Below are 17,865 nucleotides of genomic sequence, written 5' to 3'. Positions count from 1 at the left end.
CTGTGGGGGAGCGTCCAAGACCGTTCGGGACGTGCCGGTGAGCAAGGACGCACTCCTGCTCACTGCCCAGGAACGGTGCGCTGAACCCCCGGTTCGGGGGGCCGCCCTCCTGCGCTCGCGGGCTCGGTGCGGGAGCGTGGACGTGCTGAGGAAAGCGTCCTGGAGGGTGTAGGAATCCCGCTTATGGCTGCTGCGGAAGTCCCCCTGGAAGGGGGCGGGGCCGGGCGGGAGGCGCAGGGCCGTCAGGGCCGTACGGCAAGACTCCGTACGGCCCCGACGGCGCGCGCGGACGGGGCTGCGGCCGGGGCCGGGAGTCGGGCCGGGATCTTTTCAGGCGGGCTGGATCAGGTCCCAGCGGTTGCCGTAGAGGTCCTCGAAGACGGCGACCGAGCCGTACGGCTCATGGCGCGGCTCCTCCAGGAAGCGGACCCCGGCGGCGCGCATCCGGGCGTGATCGCGGGCGAAGTCCTCGGTGTGGAGGAAGAAGCCGACCCGGCCGCCGGTCTGCACACCGATGCTCGCGCGCTCGGCGTCGTCCTTGGCGCGCGCGAGCAGCAGGCCCACGGAGCCCGCTGAACTACTCGAATCGCTGCTGACAGCGCGCGGGCGGACCACGACCCAGCGCGAGCCGTCGCCCCGCTCGGTGTCCTCGATCAGCTCGAAGCCGAGGACCCGCGTATAGAAGGCGAGCGCCTTGTCGTAGTCGTCCACGACGAGAGTGGCCAGGGCGATATAAGGCATGCGGCGTACGTTATACGTATGACCGGCCCCCAGCAAGACCGCGCGGGAGCAGACGTGACAGGGTGCGGCCCGCCACGCTGTCACCCCCTGCGACTAGCATCAGAGGTTGGGCGATCACCGGGACGGGCGATCACCGGACGATCGGGCAGGAGGCGATGGTGTGGGGCTGTTCCGACGAGGGCCGAAGCGCGACAGCCGCGACGCGCCCCGGGACCTCGCGTTCCCCTTCTTCTCGGTCGACGAGGCCGCGCGGTTCCGCAGCCAGGTCCGGGAGGCCTTCGCCGAGCACGGCCTTGAGGTCACCCTCTACGCGGACCAGGTGACCGACAGCTCCGGCCGTCAGTTCGGCCTAAGCAATCTCGCCGCCGTCTGCCACCACGACGAGCGCGGCCCCCGCGTCTGGGGCGATCTGGCCCGGCGGCACGCGGGGATGGTGCTGCGCACCATGGACTCCCCGTCCGCGCTGGACACGCTGCCGCCCGAGCAGATCCGGGCCCAGCTCTACCCCCGGGTGATCAGCGAGGACGGCCTCGACCCGCAGACCTTCGGCTACGCGCGCTCCGTCGCCCCCGGGCTGTACGAAGTGCTCGCCCTCGATCTCCCCGAGAGCGTCATGATGCTCACCGACGAGGCCCTGGAGCCGCTCGGCCGGCTCCAGCACCTCCGTGAGCGGGCCCTGAGCAATCTCCAGGAGCTGCCGATCGAGGGGCACGAGACCGTCAAGGACTCCGACGGGACGCGCTTCGAGGTGCTCCTCGGCGACTCGTTCTACACGGCCAGCCGGGTCCTGTCCCTGGACGCGGTCGTACGGAAAGTCACCGGCCGGCCGATCCCGCCGGACGGCGCGCTGGTCGCGATGCCCTTCCGGCACCAGCTCGCCTTCCATGTCATCCACGACACCTCCATCATCCCGACCCTCACCGCCATGACCGCGTTCGCCGCCTCCGGGTACGAGGACGCCCCGGGGGCGGTCAGCCCGTACGTCTACTGGTGGCGCGCCGGGGCGCTCACGCAGCTGAGCGCCAGGGACGGCGAGGGGCTGCGGATCGTCGTCGGCGACGACTTCCACGAGCTGCTGGAACGGCTGGCCCGCCAGGAGTCGCCGGATGACATCTGAGGACGACATCCCGGTCCGCGAGAGATCGAGATCGAGAAGGAGCACCCATGCCCGCCCCCGCCCCGCCCCCGCCTTTCACCGCTGACGACTACCGCGCCAGGATGGCCCGCGCGGCCGGGTCCGCCGCCGAGGCCGGGCTGGCGGGTGTGCTGATCGCGCCGGGCCCGGATCTGACGTATCTCACCGGCTACCGGCCGACCGCCGACACCGAGCGGCTCACGATGCTCGTCGTCGCGGCGGGCCAGGACCCGGTGCTCGTGGTGCCCACGCTGGAGGCGCCGGACGCGGCGCGGGCCCCCGGCGCCCCGGCGCTCACCCTGCGCGACTGGACGGACGGCAAGGATCCGTACGCGGTGACGGCCCCGCTGCTCGACCCCGCCGGGCGGTTCGGCGTCAGCGACAACGCCTGGGCGATGCATCTGCTCGGGCTGCAACAGGCGTTGCCCGGCACCTCGTACGTGGCGCTCACCGAAGCGCTGCCGATGCTGCGCGCCGTCAAGGACGCGCGGGAGCTGTCCCGGCTCGCGGCGGCGGGCGCGGCGGCCGACGCCGCGTACGGCGACATCCTGAAGGTCCGCTTCGCCGGACGCAGGGAGACGGACGTGGCCGCCGACCTCGCCGCGCTCCTTCTCGAACACGGCCATTCCCAGGTGGACTTCACCGTGGTCGGCTCGGGCCCGAACGGCGCCGATCCGCACCACGAGGCCGATGACCGCGTCATCGTCCACGGCGACATGGTCGTCCTCGACTTCGGCGGCCTCAAATACGGCTACGGCTCCGACACGACCCGTACCGTCCATGTCGGCGAGCCCGGCGCCGAGGAGCGGCGCGTCCACGATCTCGTACGCGAGGCACAGCAGGCCGGGTTCGAAGCGGTCCGGCCCGGAGCCGCCTGCCAGGACGTCGACCGGGCGGCCCGCGCGGTCATCTCCGGGGCGGGGTACGGCGAGTACTTCATCCACCGCACTGGCCATGGCATCGGGGTCACCACCCATGAGCCGCCGTACATGATCGAGGGCGAGGAGCGTCCGTTGGTGCCGGGCATGTGCTTCTCGGTCGAGCCCGGTGTCTATCTGCCGGGGCGCTTCGGGGTGCGGATCGAGGACATCGTCACGGTCACGGAGGACGGCGGCCGGCGCCTCAACAACACCCCGCACGAGATGGCGATCGTCGAGTAGTCCTGCCCCGCCTTGCCCTGCCCCGCGCATCCTCCACGAGCGCCACGCGTTGTCGGGAGAGGGACCGCGTATCGGCGCGGCGATCGAAAGGGATGGAACGGACATGCGAGCGCTCCTGTACGACCCCGAGGCACCCCAGGGTTTCCGCATCGGGGAGGCCCCGGATCCGGTGCCGGCGGAATCGCAGGCGTTGGTCGAGGTCCACGCGGTCTCGTTCAACTTCGGCGAAATCGCTTACCGGGAAGGGGTGCTGAGCCCCGGTCAGGTGTCCGGCTGGGACGCGGCGGGCGTCGTCGTACGGGCCGCCGCCGATGGTTCCGGGCCGTCGGCGGGGGAGCGCGTGGTGACCTTCGGCTGGACGGGGGCCTGGGCCGCGCTCCGTGCGGTGGAGACCGGCGAGCTGGCGGTCGTGCCGGACGCGGTGGACCTCGGCGCCGCGAGCGCCCTGCCCGTCGCGGGCGTCACCGCGCTCCAGGCGCTGCGGCGCCTCGGGGGCGTGGTGGGCCGCCGGGTGCTGATCACCGGCGCGTCGGGTGGCGTCGGGCGCTACGCGGTGCAGCTGGCCGCGCTCGCGGGCGCGCGGGTCGTGGCCTCGGTGGGGAGCCCGGCCCGTGGCGAAGGGCTGCGTGAACTGGGCGCGGAGGAGGTCGTCATCGGTCCGGAGAACGTCACGGCACCCGTCTTCGGTGCGCTGGACAGCGTGGGCGGCGCCCAACTCGCCGTGGCTTTCTCGCAGGTTGAGCCGGGCGGCTCCGTCCAGGCCATCGGCAAGGCGTCCCGCCGGCCGACCGTCATCGACTTCGAGGAGGAGCGGCTGCGCGGCGGACGGCGGCGGATCGAGGTCTTCACCGTGGAGTCGCCGTTCGGGGCCGATCTGGCGTATCTGGTGGGCCTCCTGGACCAGGGCCTGCTGGACCCGCAGATCGGCTGGCGCGGCCCCTGGGAACGCGCGGCGGAGGCGGCGGAGGCGCTGCTCGGCCGCCGCGTCCGGGGAAAGGCCGTACTCGACGTCACCCGCCCCTGACGGCCCCGGGGCGGGTCCCCGAGGTTCTGGCGTGGCCCGCCGCCGCGGGCCCGCTGTGGGCCTCGCGGCGCCCGAGCCGGGATCAGCCGTCCGCCAGGACCACGCACGACTCCGGCGGCAGGCGCAGCACGCCGTCGGGGCCCAGCGGCTCGGTCGGCTGCCAGGAGGCCAGGACCCGGCCCGCGTCGCCGAGTGGGATCTCCGCGGGCTCTCCGGAGAGATTCACCGCGACCCGCAGATCCCCCCTCCGGTACGCGAGCCAGCGTGCCTCCTCGTCGTACGCCACCCGGACCGCCGCCAGATCCGGATCGGAGAGATCCGGATGGGTGTGCCGAAGGGCGATCAGTTCGCGGTACCAGGCCAGCAGGCGCGCGTGCGGCTCCTTCCCGGCCTCGGAGCGGTCCAGACAGGAGCGCTCCCGCGTCGCCGGGTCCTGCGGGTCGGGGATGTCCTCCGCCGCCCAGCCGTGCGCCGCGAACTCCCGGCGCCTGCCGGTGCGTACGGCCTCGGCGAGCACCGGGTCGGGGTGGTCGGTGAAGAACTGCCAGGGGGTGGTCGCGCCCCACTCCTCGCCCATGAAGAGCATCGGGGTGTGCGGACCCGTCAGGACGAGTGTGGCGGCGCAGGCGAGCAGCCCGGGGGAGAGGGTGGCGGAGAGCCGGTCGCCCAGCGCGCGGTTGCCGATCTGGTCATGGGTCTGGGCGTAGCCGAGGAAGCGGTGAGCGGGCGTTCTCGTACGGTCGACGGGGCGGCCGTGCGTCCGGCCCCGGAAGCTCGAATACGTACCGTCGTGGAAGAAGACGCGGGTGAGCGTCTTGGCCAGCGCGGCGAGCGGCGCGCGCGCGAAGTCGGCGTAGTAGCCCTGGGATTCACCGGTGAGCGCCGTGTGCAGCGCGTGATGGAAATCGTCGTTCCACTGGGCGTGCAGCCCCAGGCCGCCCGCCGCGCGCGGGGTGGTGGTGCGCGGGTCGCCGAGGTCGGACTCGGCGATCAGGAAGAGCGGCCGCCCCAGCTCGGCGGAGAGCGCGTCGACGGCCGTCGACAGCTCTTCGAGGAAGGTCAGCGCGCGCTGGTCGGCGAGCGCGTGCACGGCGTCGAGCCGCAGCCCGTCGAGCCGGAAGTCCCGCAGCCAGGCGAGGGCACTGCCCAGCAGATACGCGCGCACCTCGTCCGACCCCGGGGCGTCCAGATTGACGGCGGCGCCCCATGGCGTGTGGTGCGTGTCGGTGAAGTACGGGCCGAAGCGCGGCAGATAGTTGCCGGCCGGGCCGAGATGGTTGTGCACCACATCGAGCACCACGCCCAGGCCCAGCCGGTGTGCCGCGTCCACAAAGCGCTTGAGCCCCGCGGGGCCGCCGTACGGCTCATGGACCGCCCACAGCGAGACGCCCTCGTACCCCCACCCGTGGGTCCCGGGGAAGGGGCACACCGGCATCAGCTCGACGTGGGTGATCCCCAGTTCGGCCAGCGGAGCGAGCTGCTCGGCCGCCGCGTCGAAGGTGCCCTCGCGGGTAAACGTGCCGATGTGCAGCTCGTACAGGACCGCGCCGGGCAGAGCACGGCCCTGCCACGGCGTGTGCCACGCGTACGCCGTCTGGTCGACGACGGCGCTCGGGCCGTCGGGGCCGTCCGGCTGGCGGCGGGAGCGCGGATCGGGCAGTACGGGCCCGCCGTCGAGCGCGAAGCCGTACCGCGTACCGTCGGCGGCGGGCGCCTCGGCGGTCCACCAGCCCGCCCGCTCCGGATCGCGCTCCATGGGCAGTCCGGCGCGCGCGCCGTCCGCGCCGTTCCCGCCGTCCCGGTCGTCCCCGCCGTCCGCCAGCTGGAGTACGATCCCGTCCTGCGCCTGCGGCGCCCACACCTCGAACCGCACGGGTGGTTCCCCCTCGTCGTCGGCACTGTCCACTCGTCTCCTCCACACGGTGACAAATTCCGTCGTGACAAGCGAGACGGCGCGAGGCGCGGCGACGGGCGAACGGGGCGGGCACCCGCGGTGGCGCGGTGGAAGCGGCGGGAACCCCTGACCGTCTGGACACCTCACATACGTCGGAAGGACAATCACATCTGTGACGTCCTCCTTCGAGTTCCACACGTATCCCGCGCGGCTCTCCGACGCCGAGCGCGACCGTGTCCTCGCGGTACTCCGGGAAGGCGCCGCGCAGGGCAAGCTGTCGCACGACACCTTCCTGCGCCGGATGGATCTGGCGCTGGCCGCGCGCCGGGCCGAAGAGCTGAAGCTGCTCACCGCGGATCTGGAATCCGAAGGCCCTTGGTCCCGGAGGGTGTTCGGCACGGTGGGCCGGATATCCGCGTTCTCGCAGCGGCTGCGCAGGGCCTGGCAGGCGGAGCGGCTGCCGAAGCTGCTGCTGCCCCATCCCGGCGCGTATCCGCTGCGGATCGGCCGCGATCCGGTCAACGGGCTGCGGCTCAGCCATGACACGGTCTCGCGGCTGCACGCCGAACTGAGCATGCGGGGCGGGCGGTGGATCCTGCGCGATCTCGGCTCGACCAATGGCACGACCGTCAACGGCCGGCGGGTGACCACGACGGCCGAGGTGCGGGACGGTGATCTGGTGAGTTTCGGGACGATGAGCTTTCGGCTCGCCTCGCACTGAGCGGACGGAAGTGAGACAGAGGACCCGGCCCGCCGTTCCGGGTGGGGGTGGGGAACGGCGGGCCGGGTGGTTCGCGGGTCAGCGCACGGAACCGTGTGGGTCAGTGCCCCGAGCGACGCGGTCAGTGCACGGAGCAGGGCGATGCGGACGCGGTGTCCGGCGGTCCTCCGGTGGCCACGTAACTGAAGGTGGTGGAGGCCCCGGCCGCCAACGAGCCGTTCCAGTCGGCGTTATGGACCATCACCTCCTGGCCGCCATAGGTGGCGTTGCCGTTCCAGAGGCTGTCCACCCGCTGGCCGCTCGGCAGGGTGAACTCCACCATCCAGCCGAGGATCGGGTGGGCGCCGGTGTTCTTCACCGTGACCTCCGCCTGGTAGCCGCCCGTCCAGGTGCCGGTGGTCGCGCGGGTGGCGGTGCAGGTGGCCGTGGGGTCGGTGGGCGGGTCGGTCGGGTTCCCGGGGTCACCGACGCCGGTCACCTCTCCCTTGCCGCCGTCGAAGACCACGTCGGAGCAGCTGTAGAAGGTCTCTTTGCTGTCCGAGCGCTCCCACACCATGTAGATGATGTGCCGGCCGGACTTTCCGCCCGGCAGGTTGCCGGTCCACTTGTAGGCGCCCTCGACCGTCCCGACGGGCCCGGTGACCTGCGGGTGGTCGACCGTCAGGAAGGGTTGTGACTCCAGGTCGGCCCAGGTGAAGGTCTTGGTGGGGTCGAACCCGTCCTTGGTGACATAGACCCGGAACCAACCGGGGTGCGCCGCCCAGGCGTTGTACGAGAAGTCGAGCGACGCTCCCGAGGTCAGATGGGTCAGCGGCCAGTCGTTCCTGGCCAGGTCGAAGCCGGTGAACGTGGTGTTGCCACCGCTGCACAACTGCCCGTCGGGGATGAAGCCCTGGGTCCGGCCCGCGCCGTCGGAGCGCAGCACGGAGAACCAGTTGTAGAGCGGGGTCGTGCCGCCCGCGGCGACGGCGGCCTTGCAGGCGGGGTTGATGGGTTTGATCTCACCCGTGCTGCTCAGACCGTCCTTCCAGCACATGAACGTACGGCTGGCCGGCTGCATGGGGGTGCCATGGGCGGACGAGGTCCCGCTGTTGCCGACGACCAGCAGCAGGGCGGGGAGTACGGCGAGCAGGGCGAGGAGGACGGCTCTCCGGGGATGCGACAGCCACCGCGGCCGCCGTGGGGGGTGCTTCATCACGCGAGTCCCTTCGACGTGATCATGACAAGCGAATGGGTGAATGGGAGCGCTCCCATTTCGGAACGTAGCGCGGCCGGCCCACTCTGTAAACGCTTCGTGTACGTGAGAACGTGTACGTAAGGGCGCGTACGTAAAGGACGCGGTAAGGGACGCGCCGGGGCCGCCCCGTCAGCGGCCCGTCAGTCGGCCGTCAGCAGCGCCACCGGGAACTGGTCGAGCAGCTCCGTGAGCCGCGGCGCGCCCGACACCTCACGCCCCGTCAGCACATCCCGCCAGCGGCCGGGCGGCAGCGCCAGTTCCGTGGAGCGCCACCCTCCCGAGCGCTCAAGTCCGTACGGCAGCCGGGTGGTTAGCGTGATCACGCGCCCCGACCTGACGAAGGCCAGGCAGTGCGAGGAGGCGGGACCGGCCGCGGGCAGCGGGGTGTACGTACCCGACTCGCCGAAGAGCTCGGGCCGTTCACCGCGCAGCCGGAGCGCCGCCGTCGTGATCACCGTCTTGTCGTCCGGCGGCCCGGTCCTGAACGGCCGCCTGTTGTCCGGGTCCACCAGCGCGAAGTACGCGCGCTCCGTGCCCTGATAGAGATCGGGCACCCCCGGCATGGTCAGCTGCACCAGCGCCGCGCCCAGCGCACTGGCCCGCGCGTACGGCGCCAGCGCGCTGCTGAGCGCCGCGACCGTACGCCGCGCGGGACCGGCGGGACCGGCCTCCACGAACGCTGCCACCGCCTGCTCGTACAGCGGCTCCGCCTCCGTCCAGCTCGTGTGCAGCCCGGCTTCCCGTACGGACTTCAGCAGCGCGGGCACCATCCGCGAGCCCTCCGGGAGGATGCCCTCGGCGGCCGGGGTGAAGCCCACCGCCGTCTGCCATGCCTGCCAGGCCACCTGCGGATCCGGCGCGGGCATCGGGACGGCCCCCGCCAGCTCCTCCAGCAGCTCGTCCCAGCGCTCGGGGCACTCGGACAGGACGGCGATCCCCGCCCGGACGTCCGCGCTGCGCTTGGTGTCGTGCGTGGTCAGTACGGTGCCGGTGGCCGGCCAGTCGCGCGCCAGCCGGGCGCAGTACGCGTGGAACCGCTCGGGGCTCACCGCGGGACTGCCCGGATCGCCGCCCACCTCGTTCGCGGAGATCAGCGGCACATAGCGGTAGAACGCCGTGTCCTCCACCGACTTGGCGCGCAGCGCGGACGCGGTCTGGGCGAAGCGCGCGCAGAAGGCCGTATGGTCCGGGCCCGTACCGAGCCTGCCGAGGGCCAGCTCCCGCACCACGTCCACGGCCGTCGCCTCCCGCTCCACCGGGAAGACCGTCTTCGCCTGCCGTGCCGACTCCGCCGAGACCGCCGCCTCGGCCGCCTCGGGGCAGGGTCCGCCCGCCGTCGTGTAGGGGCGGTAGACGGGGACCCGTACCAGCAGCTCGCGGATCGCGGCGCGCAGCGCCCAGGGCGCGTGGTCGCGCAGCGCGGGGTCGGCGGCGCAGACGCGCTGCGCCGTACGGACCAGGGTGGAGATCTCGGCGGCCAGTTCATGGAAGACGACCTTGTACGCGGCCCGGCGCACCGTCCCCTCCCAGTAGCCGCCCCGGTCCCCGACGGGCGCGGCGACATCGCGGTAGCGCATCTCCAGCGCCTCGGCGCCCACCGGGTCCGTGAACACGCCGTCGATATGGCGCAGCGCGTCATAGCCGGTGGTGCCGGCGACCGGCCAGCCCGCGGGCAGCACCTCGTCGTCGGCGAGGATCTTCTCCACGACCGTCCAGCACTGCCCGGCCGTCGCCTCGTGCAGCCGGCGCAGATACTCCTCCGGGTCGGCGAGACCGTCCGGGTGGTCGATACGCAGCCCCTGGACGACGCCGTCCCGTACCAGTTCGATGATCTTGGCGTGGGTGGCGGCGAACACCTCCGGGTCCTCCACCCGGAGGCCGATCAGCTCGGAGATGGTGAAGAAGCGGCGGTAGTTGAGCTCGGTACGGGCCAGCCGCCACCAGGCGAGCCGGTAGTGCTGGGCGTCGAGCAGCTCGGGCAGCCCCAGGTGTTCGCTGCCGGGAGCGAGCGGGAAGCGCTGGTCGCCGTGGTGGAGCACCCCGTCCTCGACGCTCAGCCCGCCGGCGTCCAGCTCCTCGCCGATCGGCCCGGCCAGCACCGGCAGCAGCAGCTTGCCGTCGCCCGCGGCCCAGTCGATGTCGAACCAGCGGGCGTACGGGGAGTTCCGGCCCTCGCGCAGCACCTCCCAGAGCGCCTTATTGTGCCGGGGCTCGGCGGCCATGTGGTTGGGCACGATGTCGAGGACGATCCCGAGGCCGTGCTCACGGGCCCGGCCGGCCAGCCGCCGCAGCCCCTCCTCGCCGCCCAGCTCGGCCCGTACGGTGGAGTGGTCGACCACGTCATAGCCGTGCGTCGAGCCCGGTACGGCCTCCAGGACCGGCGACAGATGCAGATGCGAGACCCCGAGCGCGGCGAGATACGGGACGGCCTTGGCGGCGGCCGAGAACGGGAAGTCCGGCTGGAGCTGGAGCCGATAGGTCGCGGTGGGAGTCATACGGTCGTACGTACCCCGCTTCTCGGTATCTGTGTCATCCGGGATCCGTACGAGACCCGTGTCATACGAGGTCACCCGCGGGCGCCGGGTGAGCCGGATGAGCCGGGGGCCTGCGGCCGGTACGTGAACGGTGTGGTCGTGCTGAGCACCGTGAACCCGAGGCGCTGAAGGACCGGGCGGCTCATGTCCGTCGCGTCGACCTGGAGATAGCGGTAACCACGGGCGGCGGCGATCCGGGCGCGATACGCGACCAGCGCCCGGTAGAGCCCCTTGCCGCGCCACTCCTCGACCGTGCCGCCGCCCCACAGCCCGGCGAACTCGGTGCCCGGCGGCAGCTCCATCCGGGCCGCGCTCACCGGCGTGTCGCCCGCCATCGCGACGACCGCCGAGACCCTGTCGGGGGCCTCGGCCAGCTGGACCTTCAGCCGCGCGCTCAGATCCGTGCGGTCCGCGCCGAACGCACGCTCCTGGGCCCGCGCCATCAGCTCCACGCCCGCCGCGTCGGTCACCGGGAGCAGCCGTAGCCCCTCGGGCAGCTCGACGTCGGCGGTCAGCGCCTCGGTCTCCGCCACCATCAGTGCCTCCGTCGGCTCGGCGCTGAAACCGGCCGCCAGCAGGCGCGCCGCGAGATCGACGGGTCGGTCGTGGCCGTACAGCTTCCACTCGAACTCGCGCCCGAGCGAGCGGAAGTGGGCGATCTGCGTGGCGATCGCCGCGTCGGCCGCGTCCTCGTTCAGGTCCGGGGCCGACCAGAGGACACCGTGCCAGTCGTGCTCGGAGCCGCCCGCGCGTACGACAGCGCCCGCCCGCTCGACGCGGACGCCGGGGAGGCCGTCGGCGCGCGCGCCCTCCCGCATCTGCCGGTCGAACTCTCTGAGTACCCCATCGTGATCCATCCGGCGAGTTGAACACCAGCGGGGCGGCGCGGCAACCGGATTCCGCGCGTGGGGGCCGCGCTCACGCATCGAGCTATTCCAGACGCATCAGCACCGTCATACTGCGGCCGATCATGGTGATCCGCTCGCCCCCGTCGACCTTCTCGCCCTGCCCCGGAGTCACTCCCTCCGGCCGGGCCGTGTCCACCATGATCTGCCACTGCTCGCCGTGGTTCACCGGCACCACGAATTCCAGCTTCTCGGCGCTCGCGTTGAACATCAGCAGGAACGAGTCGTCCGAGATCCGCTCGCCGCGCGGCCCCGGCTCGGAGATCGCGCCACCGTTCAGAAAGACCGTCATGGCCTTGGCATGCGCGGCCTGCCAGTCCTGCTGGGTCATCTCCTCGCCCTCCGGCGTGAACCACGAGATGTCCGACAGATCGTCGTGCGTGCCCTCCACCGGGCGCCCGTGGAAGAAGCGCCGGCGCCGGAAGACCGGATGGTCGCGCCGCAGCCACACCATCGCCTGGGTGAACGCCAGCATGGTGGTGTCGGTCTCCGCGCCCTTCTCCGGCCAGCGGACCCAGGAGACCTCGTTGTCCTGGCAGTACGCGTTGTTGTTGCCGCCCTGCGTACGGGCGAACTCGTCGCCGTGACTGAGCATCGGGACGCCCTGCGAGAGCATCAGCGTCGCGATGAAGTTCCGCATCTGGCGGTTGCGCAGCTCCAGGACCTCGGGGTCGTCGGTGTCGCCCTCCACCCCGCAGTTCCAGGACCGGTTGTGGCTCTCGCCGTCCCGGTTGGACTCGCCGTTGGCCTCGTTGTGCTTCTCGTTGTACGAGACGAGATCGTGCAGTGTGAAGCCGTCATGACAGGTGGTGAAGTTGATGGAGGCGAGCGGGCGGCGCCCGTCGTCCTGGTAGAGATCGGACGAGCCGGTCAGCCGGGACGCGAACTCCGCCAGGGTCCTGGGCTCACCCCGCCACAGGTCCCGTACGGTGTCGCGGTACTTGCCGTTCCACTCCGTCCACAGCGGCGGGAAGTTCCCCACCTGGTAGCCGCCCTCGCCCACGTCCCACGGCTCGGCGATCAGCTTCACCTGGCTGACCACCGGGTCCTGCTGGACGAGGTCGAAGAACGACGACAGCCGGTCCACCTCGTGGAACTGACGGGCCAGCGTCGCCGCGAGGTCGAAGCGGAAGCCGTCGACATGCATCTCGGTCACCCAGTACCGCAGCGAGTCCATGATCAGCTGGAGTACGTGCGGGCTGCGCATCAGCAGGGAGTTACCGGTCCCCGTGGTGTCCGTGTAGTAGCGGGGATTGTCGGCGAGCCGGTAGTACTGCGCGTTGTCGAGACCGCGGAAGGAGAGCGTAGGGCCGAGGTGGTTGCCCTCCGCCGTGTGGTTGTAGACCACGTCGAGGATGACCTCGATCCCGGCGCGGTGCAGCGCCCGTACGGCCTGTTTGAACTCCAGGACCTGTTCGCCCCGGTCGCCCCAGGACGCGTACGCGTTGTGCGGGGCGAAGAAGCCGATGGTGTTGTAGCCCCAGTAGTTGCCGAGGCCGGCGTCGACCAGCCGGTGGTCGTTGACGAACTGATGCACCGGCATCAGCTCCAGCGCGGTCACGCCCAGCTCCGTCAGGTGCTCGATCACCGCCGGATGGGCGAGTCCGGCGTACGTGCCGCGCAGCTCCTCGGGCAGCTCCGGATGGAGCATGGTCAGGCCCTTCACATGGGCCTCGTAGAGCACCGTGCGGTGATAGTCCGTACGGGGCAGCCGGTCGTCGCCCCAGTCGAAGTAGGGATTGACGACGACGGAGGACATCGTGTGGGGGGCCGAGTCCATGTCATTGCGCGAGTCCGGCTTGCCGAAGTGATAGCCGTACACCGACTCGCCCCAGTCGATACTGCCGCTGATCGCACGCGCGTACGGATCGAGAAGCAGCTTGGCGGAGTTGCAGCGGTGTCCGCGCTCCGGCTCATAGGGGCCATGGACCCGGAAGCCATAGCGCTGACCGGGCATGATGCCCGGCAGATAGGCGTGCCGTACGAAGGCGTCCGTCTCGCGCAGCTCCACCGCCGTTTCTGAACCGTCGTCGTGCAGCAGGCACAACTCGATTCGGTTGGCGGCCTCTGAGTAGACCGCGAAGTTGGTACCGGCGCCGTCGTACGTGGCGCCGAGGGGATACGTCTGTCCCGGCCAGACCTGCATAGATAAGACTCTTCCATTTCTGATCCGGGTGCTGCGGGGCTCTTGAGCCAGATCTTCCCCGAAAGAAGGGCAACCACCTAGGAACCCGATGGGTTCTTGCCTCTTCTTGCCGGTTCTCGGCCGGGGCGGCGGCGGGGAGGCGCCGTGGCGGCGGCAGGGAGAGGGCCCGGCGTCAACCTCGCGTGACGGGCCGTCGCCGGGATCGCGGCGACGGCCCCGGCTGTCCCGCGCGTCTCCTGGCGTCCCGGCGGACCCGGGGACGGACCAGGTCCAACCGCTATGAATCACCTCACTCCGGCTGATCTCGGCGCCAGGAACAAGCCTCACGAATAAGGGAGTTGGGAAAGGAGCCTGTGCATCCTGCTGCACCGCCTCCGGGATGCGGAGTACCCTTCCTTGATCGTTGAAGGGGAGAGAAGGCGGTGCGCGGGTGAGCTCGGGAGGGCTGGAGTTGCCCCCTGGTGACGCAGGTCATACGGGGGAATCCGGCGACATCCCGCCCGGAGCGGTCTCCCTCGCGCGACCGATGGAGATCGGGGCGGAACTGGAGTGGGGCGCGGACGCCTGGAGTGAAGTGCGTACGCGCGCGCAGCGGGCCGGACGCGCCTATATCTGGCTGAATCTCGTGGAACAGCGGCTGCGCGCCGTGGTCGCCGCGGTTTTGCGGCCCATCTACGAGCCCGTGCACGGCGAGGAATGGGTGGTCGCCGCCGCGGGACCCGCCGGACAGGAGTGGGTGCAGCGCGCCGTCGCCGTACGGGAGGTGTCGCGGCGCAAGGGGTATCTGCTCGACCCGGCCGACGACAACGTCCTGAGCTTTCTCACCCTCCCGCAACTGCGGGAGCTGATGGTTCAGCACTGGCCCTGCTTCGAGCCGTACTTCGACGACCGCCGGGATGTGGAACTGGCGCTGGACGAACTGGAGGTCGCGCGCAATGTGGTCTCCCGGAATCGCGCGCTCTCCGAGACGGTCCTCGCCCAGGCGGAGCGGGCCTCGGCCCGGCTCCTGGAGATCCTGGGCGGCGGCAGCGGGGTGCCCTCGGCGGCGCGGCTCCGGGTCGACGCGGTGGAGGATCTGGTCGGCGACCGGTACGCGGACGTGGTCTCCGTCCACTCCGACCGGGTGAGGCTGCAACGGCAGATCCCGGCCGAGGATCTCTTCGGCGGCGCCCGGCGTGTCGACGCCATCGGGATCGGGCTGAACCTGCTCGTACAGAACTTCTCGGGACGGCGGCTGATCCGGCTCGCCGAATCGGGCTGCCGGATACGGCTGGTCTTCCTCAACCCGGCGAGCAGCGCGGTCAAGCGCAGGGAGCGCGAGCTGGGGCTCAAGAAGGGCGAGCTGAGCCGGTCGGTGGAGATGAACATCCTTCATATGCGCCGGGTGCGCTCCAAACTGCGCGATCCGGGCGCCTTCGAGATCCATGTCTTCGACGAGACCCCGCGCTTCACCGCGTATCTCGTCGACGGGGACGGCCCCGACGGGCTGGCTGTCGTCCAGTCCTATCTGCGCCGGGCCCGGGGGATGGAGGCGCCGGTGCTGGTGCTGCGGGGCGGCGGGCGTGAGGTGGTGCGCACGGGGCAGGACTCCGAGCACGGTCTCTTCCAGACCTACCGCGAGGAGTTCGAGTCGGTCTGGACCGACTCCAGGCCGGTCTCCTGAGCCGGCGGTTCGAGCCACGAGCGGGGGCCGGGAACGGAGCCCGCGCCGGGGCACTGTCAGTGGTGCGTGGCAGGGTGAATGTCCAACGGGGGAAGCACCACCGCACCATGAGGGAGGGCCACGATGACTTGGCATGGGGAATCACTGGTCGGTTTCGATCTGGAGACCACGGGCACGGAGCCGCTGGAGGCGCGGATCGTGACGGCCGCGGTGGTCGAGGTGCGGGGCGGTGAGGTGATACGGCAGCGGAGCTGGCTGGCCGACCCGGGCATCCGGATCCCCGCCCAGGCGTCCGCCGTGCATGGCATCAGCAGTGAACGGGCCGCGGCGGACGGCCGCCCGGCGCCCGAGGTGGCGGCGGAGATCGCCGGGGTCCTCGGCGGGTACTGGACGCGCGGGGTGCCCGTCGTGGCGTACAACGCGCCATTCGATCTGACGCTGCTCTCCGCCGAGTTGCGCCGGTACGGACTGCCGCCGCTGGGGCCGGTCGGGCCGGTGATCGACCCGTATACGATCGACCGCGCCGTGGACCGCTACCGCCGTGGCAAGCGCACGCTGGAGGCGGTCTGCGCGGAGTACGGCGTGGTGCTCGACGCCGCGCACGAAGCGGGCGCGGACGCGCTGGCGGCCGTCCGGGTGGCCACGGCGATAGCGGAGCGGCATGCCTCGGTGGCCGGGCTGACCCCGGCGCTGCTGCATGAGCGTCAGATCGGCTGGTACGCCGAGTGGGCGGCCGACTTCCAGAAGTTCCTGCGGAAGAAGGGCAACGAGGACGCGGTGATCGACGGGATCTGGCCGCTGCGCGAGCCGGCGGCCGAGCCCTCGGCCCGCTGATGCCGTGTGAGGTTGACGGGACTTCGGACTTGCTCGTTCAGGGCCGCCGGGCCGCCCATATGGTGCGCGTGTGGCGGACGGTGAGGTCGTCGCGGCGCGACAGGCTGTCCGGTCCTTCGCCGTCGAGGAGCGTGTCGAGCGTGGCCAGATCGTCGGCGTCCAGCCGGCTCGCCATTCCGGTCCGCAGGCGTCGCAGGGATACCTGCGCGTAGCGGGCGGCCGAGGCGGGCAGCGGGGGCGTCAGCTCGATGGCGAAGACCCGCTCGGCCTCGATGGTGAAGCCGGCCCCGGTCAGCCGCGCGCCCCAGTCGGAGCCCAGATGCGGTACCCGCACGGCGTGTTCCTCGCCCAGAGCGGCATGGCAGCGCGCTTCGAGTCCCGGGCGGCCGAGGCCGAGGTCGTCGGGGAGGAAGCGCGGGAAGGAGTCCATCTCGGCCACGGCCAGGAGCCCGCCGGGGCGGAGCGCGGCGGAGACCTGGGCGAGGGCGCGATCGGGGTCCGCCATGTGGTGGAGCGACGCGGACGCCCACACCAGGTCGACGGTGTCGAGGGCCGGCCACTCCGCGTCCAGGCTGCGTGTGGCGCGGGGGAGGACCACCTGGCTGCTGAGCCGGGAGGCCGGGCCGCACGGTGTGACCGTGGCCAGGATCCGTCTCGCCAAGCCGGCGCCCCGCGGCACCGACGCGTTGGGGGTCCATCCCGGCCGGGACTGGTTCACCGTCCTGTCGGGAACGGTCGAACTGCTGCTGGGGGAGCGGACCGTCCTGGTGGAGGCCGGTGAGGCAGCGGAGTTCTCCACCATGATTCCCCATGCCTTCGGGGCCCACGACGGTCCGGCGGAGATCATCTGCATCCTGGACCAAGAAGGACAGCGCACCCATCTCCAGCCCTGAAGCGGCCCCGGGAACGGTCGCGTGCCGGGCCGGTCAGAACGGATACCAGCGGACCTCGGGATCGTCGTCGCGCAGCGAGGCGACCCGGCGGCGGAACTCGTCGAGGGCCTTGGGGTTGGCCGGGGCGTGCTGGGCCACCCAGGCGCAGCTGGCCGTCTCGCGGGCGCCGCGCAGGACCGGGCAGCCCGGCCATTCGCGTACGTCCCAGCCGTAGACCGCCGTGAAGGTGTCATACGCCTCGGCGGGCAGACCGTACCGGTCGCGGGAGAGCGCCATGACCACCAGATCGTGTTCCCGCAGGTCCGAGGAGAAGGTCTCCAGATCGACCAGGACGGGGCCGTCCGGGCCGACATGGACATTGCGCGGCAGCGCGTCGCCGTGGACCGGGCCCATCGGCAGCCGGGGGACGAGCGTGGCCGCGGCCTCGGCGAAGCCGTCGCGGCGGCCGCGCAGATAGTCGGCGTCGGCCGGGTCGATCGCGTCCCCGGCGATCCGCAGCCAGCGCTCGACACCACCGAGCAGCTCCCGGCGGGGGAGCGTGAGCAGCGATGGGTCCGGGGCGGGCAGGGCGTGCACCAGCCGCAGCAGGGACGCCAGATCGCCGGGCCCGGCGGGCCGTACGGCGGCCGGCAACCGGTGCCAGAGCGTCACCGGATGACCGTCCACCGACCGGGCCTCCGGCTCGGCCGCCCGTACGGCCGGAATCCCGCACTCCGCGAGCCAGGACGCGAGGGAGACCTCGCGCCGCGCCCGCTCCAGCAGTTCGGGGTGGTCCGTCGCGTCCCGGCCGACCTTGACGACCAGTCCGGCCGTACCGAATACCGCGTTCTCCCCCAGGGCCAGCAGCTCCGCGTCGCGCGGCAGCCCCGTCGCGGCCAGGATCTCCCGCGCCCGCGCCTCGTCCATCGATGACTCTCTCTTGCTTCCGGTGATCGCACCCGTCCGGCAAAGTCTCGCATTCGGGAACGCGGGCCTGTT

Annotated in this window: 15 protein-coding genes; 7 read left to right on the top strand and 8 right to left on the bottom strand. The window is 71.7% G+C overall.

Annotated features, from left to right (window positions below; all coding sequences use genetic code 11):
- Positions 1 to 330: 330 nt before the first annotated feature.
- Positions 331 to 741: a VOC family protein gene (locus IF11_RS0107780; RefSeq protein WP_030350717.1), complete on the bottom strand. Its 411-nt coding sequence runs from the start codon at positions 739 to 741 to the stop codon at positions 331 to 333.
- 160 nt (positions 742 to 901) lie between these two features.
- Between IF11_RS0107780 and IF11_RS0107775 the strand changes: the two genes are divergently transcribed.
- The 3 genes from IF11_RS0107775 to IF11_RS0107765 all read left to right on the top strand — a co-directional run bounded on the left by IF11_RS0107775 (position 902) and on the right by IF11_RS0107765 (position 4,060).
- Complete coding sequence (locus tag IF11_RS0107775; protein WP_030350716.1) at positions 902 to 1,858, top strand: DUF1444 domain-containing protein; 957 nt, start codon at positions 902 to 904, stop codon at positions 1,856 to 1,858.
- 47 nt (positions 1,859 to 1,905) lie between these two features.
- Positions 1,906 to 3,036, top strand: coding sequence for an aminopeptidase P family protein (locus tag IF11_RS0107770; protein WP_030350715.1), 1,131 nt, complete (start codon positions 1,906 to 1,908; stop codon positions 3,034 to 3,036).
- Positions 3,037 to 3,139: 103 nt separating this feature from the next.
- Positions 3,140 to 4,060 carry a zinc-binding dehydrogenase gene (locus IF11_RS0107765; RefSeq protein ID WP_030350714.1) on the top strand — a complete coding sequence of 307 codons (921 nt, stop codon included), beginning with the start codon at positions 3,140 to 3,142 and terminating at the stop codon, positions 4,058 to 4,060.
- An 82-nt stretch (positions 4,061 to 4,142) separates the two neighbouring features.
- Here IF11_RS0107765 and treZ read toward each other — a convergent pair whose 3' ends face one another.
- Positions 4,143 to 5,933: a malto-oligosyltrehalose trehalohydrolase gene (gene treZ, locus IF11_RS0107760; protein ID WP_063759143.1), complete on the bottom strand. Its 1,791-nt coding sequence runs from the start codon at positions 5,931 to 5,933 to the stop codon at positions 4,143 to 4,145.
- A 193-nt stretch (positions 5,934 to 6,126) separates the two neighbouring features.
- Between treZ and IF11_RS0107755 the strand changes: the two genes are divergently transcribed.
- On the top strand, positions 6,127 to 6,675 hold the full coding sequence (locus tag IF11_RS0107755; RefSeq protein WP_030350712.1) for an FHA domain-containing protein: 549 nt from the start codon (positions 6,127 to 6,129) through the stop codon (positions 6,673 to 6,675).
- Between the two features lie 121 nt (positions 6,676 to 6,796).
- Here IF11_RS0107755 and IF11_RS0107750 read toward each other — a convergent pair whose 3' ends face one another.
- The 4 genes from IF11_RS0107750 to glgX all read right to left on the bottom strand — a co-directional run bounded on the left by IF11_RS0107750 (position 6,797) and on the right by glgX (position 13,497).
- Positions 6,797 to 7,870, bottom strand: a complete 1,074-nt coding sequence (locus IF11_RS0107750; RefSeq protein WP_106979120.1) for a lytic polysaccharide monooxygenase — start codon at positions 7,868 to 7,870, stop codon at positions 6,797 to 6,799.
- A gap of 182 nt (positions 7,871 to 8,052) precedes the next feature.
- Positions 8,053 to 10,407, bottom strand: a complete 2,355-nt coding sequence (gene treY / locus IF11_RS0107745; protein WP_030350710.1) for a malto-oligosyltrehalose synthase — start codon at positions 10,405 to 10,407, stop codon at positions 8,053 to 8,055.
- A 71-nt stretch (positions 10,408 to 10,478) separates the two neighbouring features.
- Positions 10,479 to 11,303: a GNAT family N-acetyltransferase gene (locus tag IF11_RS0107740; protein ID WP_030350709.1), complete on the bottom strand. Its 825-nt coding sequence runs from the start codon at positions 11,301 to 11,303 to the stop codon at positions 10,479 to 10,481.
- Positions 11,304 to 11,376: 73 nt separating this feature from the next.
- Positions 11,377 to 13,497, bottom strand: a complete 2,121-nt coding sequence (gene glgX, locus IF11_RS0107735) for a glycogen debranching protein GlgX (RefSeq protein WP_030350708.1) — start codon at positions 13,495 to 13,497, stop codon at positions 11,377 to 11,379.
- 430 nt (positions 13,498 to 13,927) lie between these two features.
- Between glgX and IF11_RS0107725 the strand changes: the two genes are divergently transcribed.
- Together IF11_RS0107725 and IF11_RS0107720 are read left to right on the top strand one after the other, a co-directional pair.
- Complete coding sequence (locus IF11_RS0107725) at positions 13,928 to 15,160, top strand: SAV2148 family HEPN domain-containing protein (protein WP_030350707.1); 1,233 nt, start codon at positions 13,928 to 13,930, stop codon at positions 15,158 to 15,160.
- A 123-nt stretch (positions 15,161 to 15,283) separates the two neighbouring features.
- The gene (locus IF11_RS0107720; protein WP_030350706.1) at positions 15,284 to 15,994 is read left to right on the top strand and encodes a 3'-5' exonuclease; all 711 of its coding nucleotides are present in this window, start codon (positions 15,284 to 15,286) and stop codon (positions 15,992 to 15,994) included.
- Positions 15,995 to 16,031: 37 nt separating this feature from the next.
- Here IF11_RS0107720 and IF11_RS0107715 read toward each other — a convergent pair whose 3' ends face one another.
- A complete protein-coding gene (locus IF11_RS0107715) occupies positions 16,032 to 16,655 on the bottom strand; it encodes a methyltransferase (RefSeq protein ID WP_338119989.1) in 624 nt (207 codons plus the stop codon).
- Here IF11_RS0107715 and IF11_RS0107710 point away from each other — a divergent pair.
- The gene (locus IF11_RS0107710; protein ID WP_338119988.1) at positions 16,633 to 16,887 is read left to right on the top strand and encodes a cupin domain-containing protein; all 255 of its coding nucleotides are present in this window, start codon (positions 16,633 to 16,635) and stop codon (positions 16,885 to 16,887) included. The genes IF11_RS0107715 and IF11_RS0107710 overlap by 23 nt on opposite strands.
- 33 nt (positions 16,888 to 16,920) lie before the next feature.
- Here IF11_RS0107710 and IF11_RS0107705 read toward each other — a convergent pair whose 3' ends face one another.
- The gene (locus IF11_RS0107705) at positions 16,921 to 17,793 is read right to left on the bottom strand and encodes a phosphotransferase enzyme family protein (RefSeq protein ID WP_030350703.1); all 873 of its coding nucleotides are present in this window, start codon (positions 17,791 to 17,793) and stop codon (positions 16,921 to 16,923) included.
- Positions 17,794 to 17,865 lie beyond the last annotated feature (72 nt).

The sequence above is a fragment of the Streptomyces scopuliridis RB72 genome (genome assembly GCF_000718095.1).
GTDB classification, from domain to species: domain Bacteria; phylum Actinomycetota; class Actinomycetes; order Streptomycetales; family Streptomycetaceae; genus Streptomyces; species Streptomyces scopuliridis.
Note: the sequence above shows the minus strand (reverse complement) of the source record. Positions and strands in the feature narration are given on the sequence as shown.

Coding starts and splice junctions, on each gene's coding strand:
- IF11_RS0107780 (WP_030350717.1), bottom strand. CDS start 741: ATGCCTTATATCGCCCTGGCCACTCTCGTCGTGGACGACTACGACAAG.
- IF11_RS0107770 (WP_030350715.1), top strand. CDS start 1,906: ATGCCCGCCCCCGCCCCGCCCCCGCCTTTCACCGCTGACGACTACCGC.
- IF11_RS0107765 (WP_030350714.1), top strand. CDS start 3,140: ATGCGAGCGCTCCTGTACGACCCCGAGGCACCCCAGGGTTTCCGCATC.
- IF11_RS0107750 (WP_106979120.1), bottom strand. CDS start 7,870: ATGAAGCACCCCCCACGGCGGCCGCGGTGGCTGTCGCATCCCCGGAGA.
- treY (WP_030350710.1), bottom strand. CDS start 10,407: ATGACTCCCACCGCGACCTATCGGCTCCAGCTCCAGCCGGACTTCCCG.
- IF11_RS0107740 (WP_030350709.1), bottom strand. CDS start 11,303: ATGGATCACGATGGGGTACTCAGAGAGTTCGACCGGCAGATGCGGGAG.
- glgX (WP_030350708.1), bottom strand. CDS start 13,497: ATGCAGGTCTGGCCGGGACAGACGTATCCCCTCGGCGCCACGTACGAC.
- IF11_RS0107720 (WP_030350706.1), top strand. CDS start 15,284: ATGACTTGGCATGGGGAATCACTGGTCGGTTTCGATCTGGAGACCACG.
- IF11_RS0107705 (WP_030350703.1), bottom strand. CDS start 17,793: ATGGACGAGGCGCGGGCGCGGGAGATCCTGGCCGCGACGGGGCTGCCG.